Below are 17,092 nucleotides of genomic sequence, written 5' to 3' on the forward strand. Positions count from 1 at the left end.
GTCGCTTCTCCCCCTCTCGGCGTTTCCTCCTTTGCTCTCCTCTCAGCTCTCATCGTGTGCGAGCACGTCTCGTATCAGTACCTTCTTTTGTCGCGCCGACAACTGGACGAACGATTACATGACCGACCGCACGCGATTCTCCCCCAGAAAGCCGGTTACGCTGGGGTCGTTTCTGGTCGTCGCGCTCGTCGCGGTGGCGCTGTTCGTGCCGTCGTTCTCGGCGCACGTCGCCGTGATGAACGCGGTGAGCATCGACGGGACCCCGACCGACTACGCCGTCTCCGACGACGGCGACCACGTCGTCGTCGATATTCGAGTCCACAACCCGACCCGGAGCGCGTTCACCGCGCGCTACGGCGACCTCTACGGCAAAATCGACGGCGAGCAGGTCACCGGGTTCGGAATGGATGTCGAGGAGACCACGATTCCGTCGGGCGAGAGCGGCGTCGTCACCGCTCGCATCTCCATCGAGGACGGCGAGCGCGAGGCGGTCGCCGACGCCGTCGAGTCGGGCCGACTCCACGTGAGCGGCGTCCTCGAAGGCACGATTCAGGACAAGCAGGTCGAAATCGACGTGACGGAGGACGACGATGGCTGAACGCACGCGCACGAGTACTCCGCTCGTCGGTCGAGCAGTCCGCCACCGACTCCGCCTGCTCGCGCTGGCGACGCTGACCGGCGGGGTTGCCGGGATGGGGTCGTTCATGTACATCAAAGAGCAGTTCCTGCCGTGGGGCGTCTCCGCGACGTGGGCGCTCGTCCTCGTCGGTCTCGGCGGGGCCTACACCCACCTCCTCGCCGAGGACCTCGCCGAGAGCATCAGCCTCTCGCTGGTCGCGGTCGTCGTCGGGTTCGCGGTCCACGTCGGCGCGTGGATTGCGCCGCTGTGGATTCTCTCGTACCCGCCCGGCGCGCGTGACCTCATCCTGCGCCAGATGGTCGGCCGAGCGGTCACGAGCGGGATTCTGGCGTACGTGATGACGTTCTACGGGTCGTACTTCGGCGCGGTGCTGGTCGGGGGCTACCTCGAACCGTAGCGAGTCGCGCTCGTCGGTCTCTCGGAGCGTCGCTAACCGGGCCGTTTATGAGTCGCCCCGCGCTACGTCGTCCCGTGCCGAAGGACACCCCGAACCCCGACAAGCCGGTGCGCGAGCGGGGCACGTTCGCCAACCACAACGAGGACCCCACCCTCGCCAGCTATCTCTCGTCGCTGTTCTTGGTGCTGTCGGTGCCCGCCTTCCTCGTCGCGGCCTACGCCGGTCACTGGGTCGGCCTCTACGGTTACGGCGGCATCCTCCCGGCGTTCGCGGGTCTCCTCGTCGGGTCGATTGCGGTCGCGTTCGGGCTCATGCACGTGCTTACCGGCCGGTGACACACGTCCCGACTGACCGGTAACTCGTCTCTCGACCGGACAGACCCTGTCGGACCCAGAGGAATACTTAGTTGTCTCTAAAACTCTATTTCATTGCTCGAAGAAACAATTTTGATTTTCTATCCGGAGCGGTCAATACGTGTTCGTCCGGAGCGACATGTAGAACACGACGACCATCGAGGCCACGAGGAGGACGAACTCGGTCCGAGTCGGCGACCCCGAACTGCCAGCGATGAAAAACAGCAGACTGCTCAGACCGAGTCCGGCCGCCAGCATGAACAGGAGTATCGTCCGGTTGCGCTCGTCGGTCAACCAGACGTACATCGACTCCTTCAGGTCGTCCATGGCGGCGTTCAGTACCAGATGTCCTTGAAGTCGCACTCGACGGGTTCGCTCGTGACGTTCTGGGCCAGCGCCATCGTGGTCAGCGCCACGTCCGTGTCCGCCGTGAACTCTCCGTCCTCCTCGCGCCACTCGCAGACGGCGACGCCGACTTCGAGTTCCCAGTCGCAGATGGTCATCAGCCACTCGTCCGGGAGGTCACCCACGTCGTCTTCGAGCGTGACCCGGAAGAGATACTTGTACGTCGTCTCGTATCGGTCGCTGATGTCCTCGCCCGCCATGTACTCGGGGAAGGTCGGCGTGCCGAACAACTGGACGAGGCGGTAGAGCGCGGTCCCCACGTCGCCCTCGACCGGTTCGCCCGGGGCGTCGCTCATCGGGGCGCGCACGTCGAGGTCCTCGCGCTCGTTGACCACGTCCTCGACCAACACCTCGCCGTCGTCCCGCCTGCGCCGTATCTCCTCTTGGGTAATCGGTTCGAGGACGAGGTTCTGTAGCTTCTCCAAATCGGGCGCATCGGGGTGGGAGCGAACGTCTACGGGCATGATTAGTAGGCGAAGTAGGTGAAGCCCTTCCAGCCGAGATAGCCCACGACCAGCGAGACGATACCGACGGCGGTGACACTCAACGCCTCAGTATTGCTGATGGCTCCCTGTTCGATGGGGTGCAGGTCGAAGAACAGGGTGACGCCGGTGGTGATGAGGATGTAGCCGACGACGATGCCGAGCAGCATGACTGCCAACGATGTGAAACCCGCGGGACCGCGGAGGGGTTTCGGCACTTGTTCGCGTATCGCCATGGTTTGTGGTATTATTCGCCAAGGTTAAAAGTTCCGCACTTTCACTCGCGCGAATCCGTTTCGCCCTCGCCACGCGCGTCGTCCGGCTCCTCGCCCCGCGTCTCACCGCCCCGCGTCTCACCGCCCCGCGAATCGTCCCGCGCGTCGCCGTCGACGTGTTCGAGGCCGTCACCGCCGAGCGGCGACATCTCGGAATCGAACTCGCCGGTCTGGTCGGGGTCTGGCGAGGAGTCGCCCACCTGCTCGGACCGGGTCGGTTGGTCGGAGGGCGTCGAGACGTACTCCTCGGCGGGCGTCTTGAACCGGTAGCCGAGCGCGATGAAGATGCTCCCGAGTATCACTCGGATGACGACGTACGGCGAGGTCAGCCCGTAGGTGCCTTGCACGACGCCGCCGTGGAGGGCCTCGCCCACGAGGAGCGCCCCGACCACGAGCAGGACCGTACTCAACATCGCCAAGAACCGTACTGAAATCACGCACGGGGGTTGTGAGTCCCGGCAATTACGCCTTCCGGTTCGAGTCCGATTCCCGAGGGGTCCGGCGCGCGCCGGAAATACCCCCGCGATTTCCGGGTGGAAACGACACCGTACTCCGCCGTCGTATCACGAATCGATGTAATCGAGCCGAGGAGCCGCCGAAAAATCGGATTCACCGCTCTGTCACCGAACTCGCCCGGCGGATACGTATCAGATTGTTATCCTCTCGGCCAAAATTTTCATTATGTCTCCATTGAGGATGTAAAGTAAACTATGACGACGTATCTTTTCTCTGTTACAAGGTTTTTTGCGTCATTAGGCGAGGGGAATAGTCAATGAGCGACGAACGGGACGCCGGGGACGTCATCCCCGACGAAGAACCACGGCGGGACGACGGTCGTCCGGACGGCGAACAATCGGACGACGGGAGCGAGAGCGGACCTGCGCGCGCCGACGAGTCCGAGGTCGAAGACGAAACAACCGCGGACCGACCGGGAGACGGCGAATCGGAGGAAGCCGAACCGGAAGACGGCGACGACTCCGAGGGTATTGGAAATGCCGACGACTCCGCGACCGACGCAGAAGAGGAATCCGAGGCTGACTCCGAGGAGTCCGACGAGTCCGACTCCGAGAGAGAGTCTGATTCCGACGAGACCGACGACGCTGATGAGACTAGCGACGAGTCCGACGACACCGAGGAGGACGATGATGAATCCGACACCGAGGAGTCCGACGACGGGTCCGACACAGACGAGTCCGGAACTGACGACGAGTCCGGCACCGACGACGAACCCGGTACCGAGGAGGGCGACTCCGACGCGGGACCGGACTCGCTCGGCATCTCCGACGAGCAGTTGGCCAGCGCGGGCGTCAGCGTCGGCGAGTACGACTGGGAGGACTTCAAAGCGGAGTTCTTCTACGAGAACGGAAGCCCGCCGACCAACTGGCGGGGGAAGGCCCTCCCCTTCGAGGCCGAGGAGTACCTCGGCCACGACCCCGCCGAGACCGCCGACGTGGTCGAGGAGGGTGCCGAGACCGCCGAGGGCCTGAGCGCCTACTTCGAGGACTTCCTCGACCCACAGCAAACCCCCGTCGCGCTCGGGGAGTACCTCTGGGAGCACTTCCGCTACGAGTACTACTACGAGGAGGACGACGACGAGAAGATTTTGCCCCGCGACGAGTCGGGCGAGGTCGTCCCCTTCGACCGGAGCGAGTGGGTCGGCCACGACGACTTCCCGGCCAGCGTCTTCGAGGCCAGCACCGCCGTCACGGACCTGAGCGGGAGCTTCGAGGAGTGGCTGAACCCCGAGACCACGCCCGTCACCAAGGGCGAGTACTACTGGGAACACTTCAAGTACGAGTACTACTACACCGACACCGACGTTACCGCCCCGGAGCGTCCCCGCGACGACGAGGGCGAAATCGACCGCTTCGACGAGGAGGAGTGGCTGGGCTTCCCCGAGGAGAACATCGAGGAACTCCTCGCGGAGGGCGCACACGACGCCCGAAAGCTCCTGCAAATCGAGGACGAGCGCACCCTCGACGTGCCCGAGGACTTGGACGAGGACGCCTTCTTCTCGACGGTCGAGGGCCACACCACGGTCGCAAACCGCTACGACCTCGAAAAGGAGGTCGCGCTCCCCAAGAAACAGCACTTCCGCGAAGTAGACCGCTACTGGGTCAACAAGCCCTTCTCGTTCGTCGTCATCTTCCACTCCGAGAAGGAAAACGAGACCAAGTACTATCTGGTGGAACCCTACTGCACGCCCATCGAGGAGGACCTGCGAGACTTCCTGACCAAGAAGCTCCGGTCGGCAATCAAGTACTCCAGCGACGAGGTGGTCGTGGAGGCCGAAGAGGAGGAACGCGAGGAGGTCATCGAGCGCGAGACCCTCGAACTGCTCGCGCGCTACGACCTCTACGCCGAGAACGACGGCGAGCGCGCCGACCAGATGAGAGACCTCCTCGAACGCTACGACGAGACCAGAGACGCGGTCTCGGCCTACGTCGAGCGCCTCCGCGAGGAGACCAACGAGGCGTTCGAACCCATCCGCGAGGCCCTCGAAAGCCAGCGAGGCGGGGAGGGCGACGAAGCGGGTGCCGAAGTCGAGGCAATCGAGGACGACGCTGAAGAGGACGAGGAAGACGACGCTGAGGCCGACGAGGAGGCCGAAATCGACGCCGAACCGTCGCCCGAGGCCGACCCCGAAAACGATAAAGTCGCCGCGGACGGAGGTGCGGTCGAAGACGACAGCGAAGCCGAGGCGGAACCGGCCTCGCCGGAAAGTCCCGACTCGCCCGAAGGGCCAGATGCCGCGGGCGACGAGTCAGCCGACCTGCCCGCGACGACCGACGAGAGCGAGACGGGAGAAGCTGACGACCTCCCGGCGACGACCGACGAGGAGGCCGACCGCGGACCCCGCATCCGACTCGACGAGTACCTCGACCTCGACTTCGAGGCCGAGGGGAGCCTGCGCGAGCAGGTCCGGGCCGCCTTCGAGGCCAAAATCGAGGAACTGGAACCCGACGAGTCGGGCGGCCTCGACGGCATCATGGTCCGGCCCGAACCGGTCCTCATCGAGGAGGACAACGAGGACCTCTCGGAGTATCAGACCGAGAAACTCCTCTACTACCTGAAACGGGACTTCACGGGTTACGAGCGCATCGACGGCATCAAACACGACATCAACGTCGAGGACATCTCCTGCGACGGCTACAACTCGCCCGTCTTCGTCTACCACACCGACTACGAGCAGGTCATCAGCAACGTCTACCACGGCGAGTCCGAGTTGGACGACTTCGTGGTCAAGATGGCCCAGCGGTCGGGCAAGGGCATCTCGAAGCGCCAACCGCAGGTCGACGCCACCCTGCCGGACGGCTCTCGCGCCCAGCTCACCCTCGGCCGGGAGGTCTCCGACCACGGGACCAACTACACCATCCGGCAGTTCAAGGACGTGCCGTTCACGCCCATCGACCTCGTGAACTGGAACACCTTCTCGCTGGAGGAGATGGCGTTCATGTGGCTCGCCATCGAGAACCACAAGTCGCTCATCTTCGCCGGCGGTACCGCGTCCGGGAAGACGACCAGCCTGAACGCGGTGTCGCTGTTCATCCCGAGTAACTCCAAAATCGTCTCCATCGAGGACACCCGCGAGGTCGAGTTGCCCCAGCGCAACTGGATTGCCTCGGTCACGCGGCCCTCCTTCTCCGACGACGACAAGGGCGACGTGGACGAGTTCGACCTGCTGGAGGCCGCCCTCCGCCAGCGCCCCGACTACATCGTGATGGGCGAGATTCGGGGCGAGGAGGGTCGCACCCTCTTCCAGGTCATGTCCACGGGCCACACCACCTACACCACCTTCCACGCCGACACGGTCGGCGAGGTCCTCAAGCGATTCACGACCGAACCCATCAACGTCTCCAAGACCCTGTTCACCGCGCTCGACTTGGTCTCCATCCAGACCCAGACCCGAGTGCAGGGGAGCAAGGTCCGCCGGAACAAGTCCTTGACGGAAATCAACGAGTACAACGCCGAGAACGACGAAATCAACGTCCAAGACATCTTCCAGTGGCGCGCGGAGGACGACGAGTTCATGCGCCTCTCGGGGTCGAACACGATGGACGAAATCATGTTCGACCGCGGGTGGGACCGCGACCAACTGGAGCGGGAAATCTTGAAGCGCCGGGTCATCCTCGCGTACCTCATCAAGAACGGTCTCAACAAGTACGCGCAGGTCGCCGCCACCGTGCAGGCGTTCATCAACGACCCCGACACCATCCTGACGCTGGTGGCCAACGAGAAACTGGAAGAAAGCCTGCAGGACCTCCGAGAGATGGAGAGCGTCCAAATCAACGTCGACCCCAAGAAAGAGGAGATGGTGCCCCGACCCGACCCCGGCGAGGAGACCTACGAACTCGCCAAGGGCATCCTCGCGGAGGCCGAGGACCGATTGCTGGACGACTACCGCGGCGCGGACGCCGACGTGGAGGGACTGGCGGTCGCGCTGGCCGAGTCCGCCGAACCCACCGACGCGCCCGCCGAAATCGAGGCCGACCCCGGCGCGGGCGACCAACCCGACGCGCCCTTCGGCGGCGACATCCTCGACTCCGAGAGCGTCGGCGGCGAGGGTCTCGGCGGCGAAGACCTCGACGGCGAAAGTGGTGGCGGCGCGGACCTCGAAGGCGAGGGCCGCGGCGACACCGCCGACGAGAGTGGCACCGAGCGCGGACGGGTCCAAGACACCGAGTCGGTCGGTCCGGAGGACAGCGTCCGCAACCCCAACGACGCCGGGGAACTGGGTAGCTTCCCCGAGAGCTACAACGAGAGTGCCGAGGAGACCGACGGAGACGACGAGCTAGGTAACCTCGCCGAGGACCTCGTGCCGGAGGACGAGTCCGAGGGTGTCGACCCCGAGGGCGTCGAACCGGGGAGCGTCGAGACCGACCCCGAGAGCGACGACGGGGGCGACTCGTTCGGTGACTTCGAGGCCGCCTTCGACGCGGACGATGGCGGCGACGAGCGCGGAGACGACGGCCGCGAGGACGACCGGTTCGGAGACGCCGACAGCGAGGAGGACGCAACATGAGCCACGGGAACGCCGGAAACCCCGAGCGGTCGGCCGACTCGCTGGCCGACGTGTTCTATCCCCTGTTCGACTATCTCTTCGACGAGGACGGCGACTTCGTGGACGACGTGGAAACCAAACTCGCCGAGGCCCGGATGCCCGACACCGTGGAACTGTACCTCTCGCGGGGGCTGGCAATCGGCGTGCTGGCGGGCGTCCTCCTCTGGTTGGTCGGCCTGTTCGTGGGCTACGCCCTGTTCGTGACGGGCATCGTGGAGGTCGGCGTCCTCATCGGCGTCCCGGTGCCCAACGACACGGTGCTTCGCATCATCGAGTTACTGAAGGTCCCGGCGCTGGTGGTGGCCAGCGGCTTCGTCTTCGGCGCAATCGGGTTCGCCGTCGGCTTCGGCGTCATCGTCGCCATCCCCTACATGCGGGCCAGCGAGAGGGAGCGGGAAATCAACATGCTCCTGCCCGACGCCATCTCGTTCATGTACGCCCTCTCCATCGGGGGCCTGAACCAGTTGGAGATTCTCGAAGCGATGGCGAAGGCCGACGACACCTACGGCGAGGTCGCCCGCGAGTTCCAGTCCATCGTCCAAGAGACCGAGTACTTCGACACCGACTACCGGACCGCGATTCGCAAGCGGTCGCTGGAGACGCCCAGCGACGAGTTGGGTCAGTTTCTGACGGACATGCTCTCCATCGTCAACTCCGGGGGCGACATGAGCGACTTCCTGGACGACAAGAAGGACAAGCACATGCGCACCGCCAAGCAGGAACAGGAGATGACCTTGGAGACGCTGGAGCTGTTCGGCGAGATGTACATGACCCTGTCTCTGTTTCCGCTCCTGCTCATCATCATCCTCGTCATCATGTCGATGCTCGGGCAGGCCAAGCAGTCGATGCTCTACGCGACGGTCTACGGGCTGATTCCCCTGACCGGGGTGGGCTTCCTCGTGCTGGTCTCGACGGTCAAGCAGGACGACCCCGGCGACGGCTACCTGAATCCGTCTGACGGGGGCGACCGCCTCGAAGCCACGACCGGCGCGGGCCTGCTCCACCTCGGCCTCATCGAGAAGTACGTCGGCGAGTTCTCGGTCTTCGACCGCATCAAGAGCCGGGAGGGGACCTACGAGACCATCGAACTGCTCAAGCAACCGCACGTCTTCTTCCGCGAACGCCCGCTTTTCATCCTCGGGCTGACCGTTCCGGCCTCGCTGGTGCTGGTCGGCAACGCGGTCTGGTCCGGCGCGGCACCCCGGACGTTCGACGGGATGGTCGCCCAACCCATCTGGGGGACGTTCATCTACGTCTACGTCCCGGTGTACGTCAACTTCCTGCCGCTGTCGATTTTCCACCTCTGGAACGTCCGGTCTCGGAAGGCGGTCATCGACAAGCTCTCGGACAACCTCCGGAAGCTCTCGTCGGCCAACGACACCGGCCTGACCCTGCTGGAGTCCATCCGGACGGTCGCAGACACCTCCTCCGGAAAGCTGGCCGACGAGTTCGACGTGATTCACGCCAAGGTCGAGTACGGGATGAGTCTCAAAGCCGCGCTCATCGAGTTCAACAACCGGTATCACATCCCGCGGTTGGCTCGGACCGTCAAGCTGGTCTCGAAGGCCCAAGAGGCCTCCAGCCAGATTACGGCGGTCCTCTCGACCGCGGCCCAAGCCAGCGAGAATCAGGACGACATCGCCCGCGAGCGCCGGTCGCGCTCCCGGATGCAGGTCGTCATCATCATCATGACCTACCTCACGCTGTTGGCGGTGATGGCGATTCTGAAGGTGAAGTTCCTCGACGTGATGGCCGGGCTATCGAGTCAGGCGTCGTCGTCCGGCGGCGGGGCCGGGGCGTCCCAGTTCGCTGGCGGCATCGACACCAACCTGCTGGCGATGCTGTTCTTCCACGCCGTGACCCTGCAGGCCATCCTGTCGGGGTTCATCGCGGGCTACATCCGCGACGCGTCGCTGCTGTCGGGCGTGAAGTTCGCGGTCGTCCTGCCGACCGTCGCGCTGATCGTGTTCATCTTCATCTAACCATGCGCGCACAAACGACACTCGACTTCGCCATCGGGATGAGCGTCTTCCTGCTCACGGTCGCGTTCGTCGTCAGCTTCCTCCCCGGGATGTTCCAACCCTTCGAGGCGGGCGGCGGCGACGAAATCGTCGCGGCCGACCGGGTCGCCAACCAACTCAGCCGCAGTCTACTGGTCCGCGGCCCAGAGCCGTTTATGCTCGACGATTCCTGCACCTCGCAGTTCTTCGCGCTCGCCGGGTCGCCCACCGAGTCGTCGCCGCCCGACTGCCGATTCGAGGGGACGACGCTACAGGAACGGCTCGGACTCGCTGACGACGCCGACGTCAACGTCCAACTCGTCGGCGAGGACGCCGACGGCGACGGCGACCCCGACCTGCTCTGTTCCGACGGGGACGCCGACGGTGACGGCAACATCGTCATCGACGAGGAGGGCGACCAGTCGTGCGCCACCACGTTCGAGGCGGGCGAGACGCCGCCCGACGAGTCCGGGTCGGTCGTGGTCACCCGTCGAGTGGTCTCGATACAGCACCGCGAGGCGACGCTCCTCGTGAGGATGTGGTAGCGATGCGGGCACAGGCACACACCCTCGAAGGCGTCGTCGCCGGACTCCTGCTCGTCAGCGCGCTCGTCTTCGCGTATCAGGTGACGGCCGTGACGCCGCTGTCGGGCAGTACGTCGAGCCAGCACATCGAGAACCAACAGCGAGCGACCGCCGAGGGCGCGCTCCAGACCACCGCCGAGTCGGGCGCGCTCAAGCGGGCGCTCCTCTTCTGGGACTCGGCGAACAAGAAGTTCCACGGCGCGGACAACGGCCAGCACTACACGAACACGCAGGACCCGCCCAATCGGTTCCTCGCCGCGATGGGGCGGACGTTCGCCGACCGCGGTATCGCGCTCAACGTCCACGTCGTCTACACCGACACGGGCGGCACCCGGCGGAGCCAGCAGTTGGTCTACCGGGGCGAACCCAGCGACAACGCGGCGACGGCGACGACGACGCTCACGCTGTACGACAGCGACGTTCTCTACGCCGACCCGGACGGCGACGACGTGGCCGACCCGACGGGCACCGAAATCGGGGACGACCCCAACGCCTTCTACGTCCCCGACGCGGGGTCGAGCAGTAGCGTCTACAACGTCGTCGTGGTGGAGGTGACGGTATGGCGTCAGTAGACGAGTTAGTCGAGTGCGTTCGGCGGGAAACGAATAAAGAAGATTCTAAAACGATGAAAAATATGTCTCAAACGAAGCGTGACCGCGGCCAACTCGTCCTCGTCGGCGCGCTCACGCTCGCGGTCTCGCTGGTCGTGCTGGCGGTCGTCCTCAACTCCGCCATCTACACCGAGAATCTGGCGAGTCGGAGCAGCGAGGCCGGGACCAGCGCGGCGGTGGACGCCCGCGAGAGCGTCCGCGACGGCGTCGGCGGCGTGACTGACCACGTGAACAGGAACCACGCCGGAGCGGACTACACCGAGCTGGCCGACACTCACCTCCCGGCCGCGCTGGCCGAGTGGCGACCGTTGGTGGTCCGCCAGCAGGTCGTCTCGGGACGGACGCTCCGGGTCGCGCGCGTCGACAACACCGAGGGTACCAGAATCGCCGACGAGAGCGCCGGAGAGTTCCGTCCTCAGACTTCGGGTGCCAATCCCCTCGGCTACGGCGACCCGAATTGGCTGGTCGCGGATTCGGTCGAGGTCCGGAACTTCCTCCTCGGCCAGATTTCGGCCTCGGACCTGACCAGCGCGAGCGCGCCCTTCGACCCCGAGGACGCGGGCACCTTCTTCGTGGAGGTCCGCGAGCGAGGCGGGTCCGAGGAGTGGCAGGTCGCGCTCTACGAGGACGGCGGGAGCGTCGGCGTGCTGGTCTGGGACGAGGACCCCGCCGAGGCCGACGAGGAGGCCATCGGGTCCTGTCAGACCCCCGGTCCCGCGACGGTGGACCTCACCGGGGCCTCGCTCGGCGGCGAGTCCTGCGAGGCGCTCTCGTTCTTCGAGGAGGCCCAAAGTCCGCTCGACATCTACTACGTCAACGGCGACGACGCGGTCGGCACCTACGAACTCGTCGTGGACCGGGCCGGACACGCGACCAGCGACGCGCTCAAGAACCGCGTCGATGCGGAGAACTACGGCCGCCACTGCGACGGCCCGACCTACGCCGACAGTCCAAGCAACGACCCCTACGCCGCGGCGGCGGTCTACTCGACCACCGTGGACTTCCGGTTCGCCAGCGAGTCGGTCACCTACGAGACCGAGGTTCGGGCCGCGAACGGCGAACCAGGACCTGCACCGAAGCATCCGCGCGTCACCGGCCTGAGCGTGACGGACAACAGCGACCCCGACGGCGACGCCTCCTTCGCCGTGAACTGGGAAGTTGCCGACCCGAACGCCGACCTCGACAGCGTGACCGTCGAGTTGCGCCAGGGCGGGTCCCCGGTTGACGCCCCGCCCTCGGTCAGCGTCGGCGGCGCGAGCGATTCGGGGTCTGTCACGCTCTCGGACTCGAACGGCGGGGGCGGAACCTACACCGTCGTCGTCACGGTGACCGACGACGCGGGCCACTCGCGCACCGACGCCGAGACACACGCCGCTGACGGCGACGGCGGAACGGGGTGTCCGCCGTGAGCCGGAATCGCCTTCCGGACCGGTTCCGCCGGGACGACCGCGGCGTCTCGACCACGCTCGGCTACATCCTGAACCTCTCGGTGGCGACGCTGGTCATCACCGGTCTCCTCGTGGCTGGCGGCGACATGGTGGCCGACCAGCGCGAGCAGACGACTCGCTCGGAACTCCGAGTTATCGGCCAGCAACTCGCCGCGGACCTCGTGGCGGCCGACGAACTCGCCGCGACGATGGGCGGCGACGGCGACGACACGCTCGAAATCGAGCGCCAACTCCCCCGAGAGGTCGCGGGCCGGACCTACAGCATCGAGCTACGCAATCCCGGCTCGGACCAGCCGTACCTCCGCCTGTCGGCGACCGGGACCGACATCAGCGTCAGGGTCGAACTCACGCTGGAGACGCCGGTGGTCGAGTCGTCGGTGAACGGCGAGCAGATTCTGATTCGGTACGCGAACCCGGACGGCGACTCGACTTACGAGTTGGAGGTGAAGAATGCGTAAGCGAATCGCGGCGTCCGACCGGGGCGTCAGCGACGTCATCGGGTTCGTGCTGATATTCGCGCTCATCACGTCCACGGTGGCAATCGTCTACACCTTCGGGTTCTCCGGGCTTCAGGACGCCCGACAGCAGGAGCGCATCTCGAACGCCGAGCGCGTCTTCGACATCTTGGCCGACAACGTCGGCGACCTCCAGCACCGGGGCGCACCCAGTCGCGCGACCGAAATCAAGCTCTCGGAGGCCTCGCTGGGCTACGACGACGAGACCGCGGTGACAGTCGAGGTCACCAACGCTCCCTCGACGCCCCGATTCAGCACGAACATCGACCCCGTCGTCTACTCGCCGACCGGCTCGCGGGTCCAGTTGGTCTACGAGAACGGGGCCGTCCTCCGCGAGCGACGGGGGACCGGCGGCGTCCTCCTCGAACGACCGGGGTCGGTGTTCCGGAAAGACGGAGACACCAAGACCGCCGTGATTCCGTTCGTCCAGACCCGCAAGGCCGGGAGTCCGGGCGTCGGCGGCTCCACGACGGTCCGGATTCGCACGGAACTGACCGGCTCGGAGGTCCTCGGCGCGCTCGCCACTCCCTCCGACGCCACGGCCGACCCCGACGGAGACGGGACCGACGAGGCCGACCCCGACCCCGACGGCGACGGGCAAGACGAGTACGAGATAACCTACACCATCGAGACCTCCGAGACGCGCGCGCCGCTCTGGGAGCAAGCCCTCGAAGAACGAATCCCCGACGCGTGGAACGCCGACGCCTGTGAGGTGCCCTCGGACGGGACGGTCACTTGCACCCTCAGCGTCGAGCGCCTCTACGTGACCGTGGCGCGAGTAGACGTGTCGTTCAGCTGATTCAGCTCGTCTCGACCTCGATTTCGTTCTCGGTGACGTGGAGGTAGGTGATGTACATCCCGCCGCCGCCGTACTCGATTCGGCCGTAGGAGGCCCCTTCGTTGACGGTGTTACTGCTCTTGTCGTCGATGGTCAGGGCGAACCCGCCCATCTCCGAGGCGTAGTGGTTGACGATGCGGTCTATCGTCTCCCGGTCGCCGTCGTCGGGTTCGTAGCTCTCGGACTCCCACGTCGCTGGCGGGTTGTGACCGTCCAGCGTCACCGGGTCGCGCACCGTGCCCTTCGGCTTGAAGTTCATCACTTCGCTGTTCTTGAGGTCCACGTACTCCAGTTTCGGGTCGTCGGACTCGACGTCGTGGACGCTCCCGTCGTTGTCGTCGTCGTCCACGAAGTCGATGACCATTCGGACCTCGTCGTCGCCGTCGCCGTTGTAGTCGCCGCACTCGGCCTCGAAAGCGTCGGCGTCGTACCAGCCCTGCTCGTGGATGCCGCCGTCCGACGAGTAGTAAATCGTCACCGAGGCGACCGCGTTACAGCCGCTCCCGCCGTTCTGTCGGATGTGAATCTCGAACTGGGTTGTTCCCTTGTCGACGTACATCGACCACTTGAGGTTCGCAAAGTTGGCGCTGTCGGCGTCGTCTGGCCGGACTGTGACCTCGAAGTCGGTCATCCCGTGGCCCGCGATGCCCCGAACGTCCACCGACCCGTCTTCGCCCGGCATATCGAAGAATCCGGTGTTACCCGTACTGATGAGTCGGATGACGACGGTCTCGTTGGCGTCGTAATCGTTGACCTTGGCGTTGGTTCGCTCGCGGAAGTACTCGGCCCATCCCTCGTGGTACTCGCTCTCGACGTAGATTTTGATCCGACCGTGTTCGGAGGGGTTCGTGTACGCGGGTTTCGAGGTGTCGTCCTCGTAGTGTTCGGAGGCGTCGGGGAAGACGTGTTTCATCTCCGCGCCCGACTTCACCCGAGCCTTCGACCCGCCCGCAGATCCGCCCGAACCGGTGACTCGCACGAGGGGCAAGGTCAGCGTCGAACCGCGGTAGTGAAACTCCGGGGGCGAGACCATCGAGACGCCGCCGTTCTCGTCCTGCCGCCAGACGCCGCCGCCCTGATAGACGAGTTTGGTGTCGTCGTTCTCGTAGACCAGCGACCCGAGGTCGTTCTCGTATATGATTTCGTCCGTCCCGCTCCCGTCGTAGTTGACGTGTTCGATGGTGATGTGCCCGTCTCCGGGTTCCGGACGGAGCGTGCCCGAGGTTCCGCCGAAGTCGACAGTCTGGACGTCGGAGTCGCCGAGCGCGACCTTCGCCGCCCGGGAGTCGAACACCGTCATGGCGAGTTCCGCCTGCTTGAGTTCGGTCGACGAGCGAGTGTCCTCGAGCGCAACGTCACCGAACCCGAGGATGAGTCCCGTCCCGGCGATGGTGATGGCCAGCAGCAAGACGACGCCCAGCGTCTCTGACTGGCCTCTCTCCGACGATTCAGAACAAGGCCACATGTTTCCGCTTGCTTTCGAGTCCGATAGTATAAATCTGATGGGCAACGACTGCTCGAATCTGTAGGCCGACGCCGGATTCGACTGGCGACTTCGAAAGTTCGCGGCGAGTCCCGCCACAAACCCTACCCCGGTGGCTCCCCCTCGTTCCGATGTGCCACAACTCTCGACTCTCGTGATGGCGCTGGGTGCGGGACTGTTCGTGCTTCCGATTCCCGGGACGTTCATCCTCGGGGGACTCGTGATGTTCGTCGGTATCGGGATGTACCTCTTGGGTGGGAAGTAGGTTCCGGACGGGAACAAGGCGCGGAGGCGGTATCTCTCGAAGCTGGAACCGACGCCGTTTCTCTGGACCGCGATAGGTCGGTCATTCGATGCTTCTTCCGGCGCTTTTCGTCATCGGAAAACCTATGTACGATCCACCCTGATAACGCATAGCAACCGAATGAGTATGTCGAGAAAGAACATCGACCCCGTCGAGATTGAATCCACCGCTAACAACGGCGATTCGACCTCTACCTACGTTTTCGATATCAGCCACCACATGCTCGACGGCGAGGTCTGCACGGGCCTCGCACTCGCGCTCTCGGAGGTTCTCGAACGCGACCCCGGACAGATGACGCCGCTGAGTTCGGTGGTGGACTGCGACGCGCTCCAACTGCTCTTCCACACTCGGCGGTACGGCGACCTCCGAGACGACGTGTCCGTCTCTTTCCCCTACGACGTGTACGAAGTCACGATTCACTCCGGCGGACGAGTCGTCGTGCGGGGATAAGGGCAGTCGTCACGCCTCAGTTATCGCTGGCTCTTACTCGTCGTTCGGCGACACAGTTACGTCGCTCCGACTGGTGTGGTAGCATATGACAACCGCGTCACGCAGGTTCGACTGGCGACTCGCCGCGCTCGTGGTCCTCCTCCTCGGGGCCGGGGCGCTCCAAGTCGTCGCCGCGTCGGCGGGCGGCGGTGACGACGTGCAACTCGTCGTCATCGGTTCCGCCAGCATCGTCATGTTACTGGCTATCGGCGTCGTGATGCTGATGGTCCGCTCGCGGACCGAGCGCCAATCGTGAGGGTTGGCCGCTTCGTGAGGGCTGACCGCTTCGTGAGGGCTGACCGCTTCGTGAGGGCTGACCGCTTCGTGAGGGCTGACTGCTCCGTGACGACTGACCGCCAATCGTGATGTGTCTCGCCCACGTAGGACCGCCGGATAGATGACTCGGCGGATGCGCGAGTTCCTCGGACCGAGGCCTCGGAACCTCGCCGCGCTGGTCGCGGTCGGGGCGTTACTCGGCGGCGCGTACCTCCTCGTCTCGAACCCGCTGGTCCGGTATGGCGCGTGGCTGCTGGCGTTCGCCGTCTGGATGGCGTGGTTCGTCGCCGTCGCGCGCGAGTGGATTTCGCGGGCCGACTTCTGACTAGAGGTGCTATCGCACTCGACTTCGAGAGAGTCGTTGCCACGCACGATGAAACCATTTAAAAGGACACGCCACCTATATCGGTTGTGAGTGAAGATTCTGGGCGACGGAACCTCCGCATGCCCGACGATTCAGAGCAGTTTGCCATCGTAACCGAGATGCTCGGCAAGAACCGCGTGCGCCTCCGGTGCAACGACGGTGTCGAGCGAATGGGCCGGATTCCCGGCCGAATGCGCAAGCGAATCTGGATTCGACGCGACGACATCGTGCTGTGCGAACCGTGGGACTGGCAGGACGAGAAGGCCGACATCGAATGGCGCTACGACGGGTCCGCACAGGACCAACTGCGACGCGAAGGCCACATCAACGTCTGATACCGTACTTCTCGAGTCACTTCTTCGGCACGTCAGGTTCCGACCGACGAGTCGCACGACACCTTGTAGTGAACTGAGAGAACAACGATATAATCGGCATCTAATATCAAGCTGGTCTGTTAGAAGTATCCCGGAAGCGCTTATCAGGAAGTTCGTCAGAGTCCCGACCACGACAGCAACAATGTGGGCGGACCCGAACGACGGACCGTTCTGCGGCGCGACGCTCCAGAA

General features: G+C 64.8%; 20 protein-coding genes. 15 read left to right on the forward strand and 5 right to left on the reverse strand.

The features are described from left to right. Nucleotides 1-118: 118 nt before the first annotated feature. The 3 genes from EPL01_RS19395 (at nucleotide 119) to EPL01_RS19405 (ending at nucleotide 1,372) form a co-directional block, all read left to right on the forward strand. Nucleotides 119-598, forward strand: coding sequence for a hypothetical protein (locus EPL01_RS19395; protein WP_135826937.1), 480 nt, complete (start codon nucleotides 119-121; stop codon nucleotides 596-598). Beyond that, a complete protein-coding gene (locus tag EPL01_RS19400; protein ID WP_135826938.1) occupies nucleotides 591-1,037 on the forward strand; it encodes a hypothetical protein in 447 nt (148 codons plus the stop codon). The genes EPL01_RS19395 and EPL01_RS19400 overlap by 8 nt, the downstream gene beginning before the upstream one ends. Before the next feature lie 74 nt (nucleotides 1,038-1,111). After that, nucleotides 1,112-1,372: a hypothetical protein gene (locus EPL01_RS19405; RefSeq protein ID WP_135826939.1), complete on the forward strand. Its 261-nt coding sequence runs from the start codon at nucleotides 1,112-1,114 to the stop codon at nucleotides 1,370-1,372. A gap of 132 nt (nucleotides 1,373-1,504) precedes the next feature. Here the strand turns inward: EPL01_RS19405 and EPL01_RS19410 are convergent, their stop codons facing one another. From EPL01_RS19410 to EPL01_RS19425, 4 genes are read right to left on the reverse strand one after another with little or no spacing between them, the layout of a single operon-like run. Beyond that, nucleotides 1,505-1,717 (reverse strand): hypothetical protein, encoded by a 213-nt coding sequence (locus EPL01_RS19410; RefSeq protein ID WP_135826940.1) that lies wholly within the window; start codon nucleotides 1,715-1,717, stop codon nucleotides 1,505-1,507. A gap of 8 nt (nucleotides 1,718-1,725) precedes the next feature. Continuing rightward, nucleotides 1,726-2,259 carry a hypothetical protein gene (locus tag EPL01_RS19415; protein ID WP_135826941.1) on the reverse strand — a complete coding sequence of 178 codons (534 nt, stop codon included), beginning with the start codon at nucleotides 2,257-2,259 and terminating at the stop codon, nucleotides 1,726-1,728. Between the two features lie 2 nt (nucleotides 2,260-2,261). Beyond that, on the reverse strand, nucleotides 2,262-2,513 hold the full coding sequence (locus tag EPL01_RS19420; protein WP_135826942.1) for a hypothetical protein: 252 nt from the start codon (nucleotides 2,511-2,513) through the stop codon (nucleotides 2,262-2,264). Nucleotides 2,514-2,554: 41 nt separating this feature from the next. Continuing rightward, the gene (locus EPL01_RS19425) at nucleotides 2,555-2,989 is read right to left on the reverse strand and encodes a hypothetical protein (RefSeq protein WP_135826943.1); all 435 of its coding nucleotides are present in this window, start codon (nucleotides 2,987-2,989) and stop codon (nucleotides 2,555-2,557) included. 335 nt (nucleotides 2,990-3,324) lie between these two features. On the opposite strand from EPL01_RS19425, the gene EPL01_RS22660 reads away from it, so the two are divergent. The 7 genes from EPL01_RS22660 (at nucleotide 3,325) to EPL01_RS19460 (ending at nucleotide 13,571) form a co-directional block, all read left to right on the forward strand. Next, nucleotides 3,325-7,575 carry a type II/IV secretion system ATPase subunit gene (locus EPL01_RS22660; RefSeq protein WP_368279636.1) on the forward strand — a complete coding sequence of 1,417 codons (4,251 nt, stop codon included), beginning with the start codon at nucleotides 3,325-3,327 and terminating at the stop codon, nucleotides 7,573-7,575. Further along, a complete protein-coding gene (locus EPL01_RS19435; protein ID WP_135826944.1) occupies nucleotides 7,572-9,596 on the forward strand; it encodes a type II secretion system F family protein in 2,025 nt (674 codons plus the stop codon). Before EPL01_RS22660 ends, EPL01_RS19435 begins: the two co-directional genes overlap by 4 nt. Nucleotides 9,597-9,598: 2 nt before the next feature. After that, complete coding sequence (locus EPL01_RS19440) at nucleotides 9,599-10,159, forward strand: DUF7287 family protein (RefSeq protein ID WP_135826945.1); 561 nt, start codon at nucleotides 9,599-9,601, stop codon at nucleotides 10,157-10,159. A gap of 2 nt (nucleotides 10,160-10,161) precedes the next feature. Continuing rightward, the gene (locus EPL01_RS19445) at nucleotides 10,162-10,770 is read left to right on the forward strand and encodes a DUF7288 family protein (RefSeq protein WP_135826946.1); all 609 of its coding nucleotides are present in this window, start codon (nucleotides 10,162-10,164) and stop codon (nucleotides 10,768-10,770) included. Between the two features lie 62 nt (nucleotides 10,771-10,832). Then, nucleotides 10,833-12,218, forward strand: a complete 1,386-nt coding sequence (locus EPL01_RS19450) for a DUF7261 family protein (protein WP_135826947.1) — start codon at nucleotides 10,833-10,835, stop codon at nucleotides 12,216-12,218. After that, nucleotides 12,215-12,715 (forward strand): DUF7266 family protein, encoded by a 501-nt coding sequence (locus EPL01_RS19455; protein ID WP_135826948.1) that lies wholly within the window; start codon nucleotides 12,215-12,217, stop codon nucleotides 12,713-12,715. The genes EPL01_RS19450 and EPL01_RS19455 overlap by 4 nt, the downstream gene beginning before the upstream one ends. Then, on the forward strand, nucleotides 12,708-13,571 hold the full coding sequence (locus EPL01_RS19460) for a DUF7289 family protein (RefSeq protein WP_135826949.1): 864 nt from the start codon (nucleotides 12,708-12,710) through the stop codon (nucleotides 13,569-13,571). The genes EPL01_RS19455 and EPL01_RS19460 overlap by 8 nt, the downstream gene beginning before the upstream one ends. A 1-nt stretch (nucleotide 13,572) precedes the next feature. Here EPL01_RS19460 and EPL01_RS19465 read toward each other — a convergent pair whose 3' ends face one another. Then, on the reverse strand, nucleotides 13,573-15,075 hold the full coding sequence (locus tag EPL01_RS19465; protein WP_168215961.1) for a DUF7289 family protein: 1,503 nt from the start codon (nucleotides 15,073-15,075) through the stop codon (nucleotides 13,573-13,575). Nucleotides 15,076-15,226: 151 nt separating this feature from the next. Between EPL01_RS19465 and EPL01_RS22535 the strand changes: the two genes are divergently transcribed. From EPL01_RS22535 to eif1A, 5 genes are all read left to right on the forward strand, one after another. Then, nucleotides 15,227-15,358: a hypothetical protein gene (locus EPL01_RS22535; RefSeq protein WP_281275392.1), complete on the forward strand. Its 132-nt coding sequence runs from the start codon at nucleotides 15,227-15,229 to the stop codon at nucleotides 15,356-15,358. A 159-nt stretch (nucleotides 15,359-15,517) separates the two neighbouring features. Then, nucleotides 15,518-15,847, forward strand: a complete 330-nt coding sequence (locus tag EPL01_RS19470) for a HalOD1 output domain-containing protein (RefSeq protein ID WP_246045769.1) — start codon at nucleotides 15,518-15,520, stop codon at nucleotides 15,845-15,847. An 85-nt stretch (nucleotides 15,848-15,932) separates the two neighbouring features. Next, entirely contained in the window at nucleotides 15,933-16,142 is a 210-nt protein-coding gene (locus EPL01_RS19475) for a hypothetical protein (protein ID WP_135826952.1), read from the forward strand. Nucleotides 16,143-16,283: 141 nt separating this feature from the next. Then, complete coding sequence (locus EPL01_RS19480; protein WP_246045771.1) at nucleotides 16,284-16,487, forward strand: hypothetical protein; 204 nt, start codon at nucleotides 16,284-16,286, stop codon at nucleotides 16,485-16,487. A gap of 86 nt (nucleotides 16,488-16,573) precedes the next feature. Then, nucleotides 16,574-16,861, forward strand: coding sequence for a translation initiation factor eIF-1A (gene eif1A / locus EPL01_RS19485; protein WP_135826953.1), 288 nt, complete (start codon nucleotides 16,574-16,576; stop codon nucleotides 16,859-16,861). Nucleotides 16,862-17,092 lie beyond the last annotated feature (231 nt).

The sequence above is a fragment of the Halorussus ruber genome, assembly GCF_004765785.1.
In the GTDB taxonomy this organism is placed as follows: domain Archaea; phylum Halobacteriota; class Halobacteria; order Halobacteriales; family Haladaptataceae; genus Halorussus; species Halorussus ruber.